Raw genomic sequence first — 992 nt, 5'->3', positions numbered from 1 at the left:
GCTGATCAATTTAAATTTTAAAGATCGTTAAGCGTCTGAACTTACAAGGACAACTATAATTTAAAAGATTCCCGTGAGTATCCAAAGAGGCATTAGGGACTGACTGTCCATCACCGCAATGGTATGGCTGGTTTTCCTATGATTTCAGAATCGACGAAAGGAAGCGGAAGAAAAACTTGGGGACACCGGCAATCCCAGGAAAATGACTAAGGAAGGCTTTATGGAAGTTCTGACTAACGCTTACGCGGGTTAGTCTAGCTAGTAACATGCTGTCGCAGCTTTAGCACTACAACGTGAGGGTTTGGCGTATGTAACTGCCGATCAAGACTATGAAAAAATGTTATCGGAGAAGCTAAATGAGTTAGGAATTAGTTAACTAGGCCTTAATGTCAGTCGTTTTCGGAAACCAGTTTGGGAATGTTAATAACATAAAGAGGATAAGCACCTAAAAAACTACGGTTTTGTTGTTGTCTTTTTAAAGTGTTTGAGATTTATATGAGGGGGTGATTATCATAGCTGAAAAAAATGATAAGCGATTGATGTTGGAAAAAGAAATTGCAGAAAGATGTAGAATCATGGATGACCCTTCATATTATTCGGGCCCTCCACTAAATAAGACGGATTATATATGTATAGCTTGTGTTTCAATAGTATCGATAATCGGATTAATTATCGGAATTGCATCTGTGTAAATCAATTAATTAGAGGGTGATAATATATGAGTAATCAAATGGACCAAGTGGATAATGACGTTTATTTTGGCATAATCCCACTCATGAGAAAAGATAAGATCTACAGCTTTTGGGATATTTTTTTGATTACCTCTGGTTTTGCTATAGCAACATGGTGTTATGTTCAAGGAGGTTATTGCGCGACTCTTCTAGGAATTAAATCGGTTATATTAAATACGTTCTTTAGCATAACGTTGGCTGCATTATTTGTTGTTGCTGGTCTGCTTTGGTTGCTACAAGACTTGGAACAGATCTCTGGGT

General features: G+C 37.5%; 1 protein-coding gene. It reads left to right on the top strand.

The genetic code is table 11. The features are described 5' to 3' along the window. Nucleotides 1–718 precede the first annotated feature (718 nt). The coding region (locus tag SSCH_RS20065; protein WP_044664626.1) for a hypothetical protein at nt 719–992 on the top strand (274 nt) is incomplete at its 3' end.

It is taken from the genome of Syntrophaceticus schinkii (assembly GCF_000946815.1).
In the GTDB taxonomy this organism is placed as follows: domain Bacteria; phylum Bacillota; class DSM-12270; order Thermacetogeniales; family Thermacetogeniaceae; genus Syntrophaceticus; species Syntrophaceticus schinkii.
This window is presented reverse-complemented; position numbering and strand designations above follow the sequence as displayed.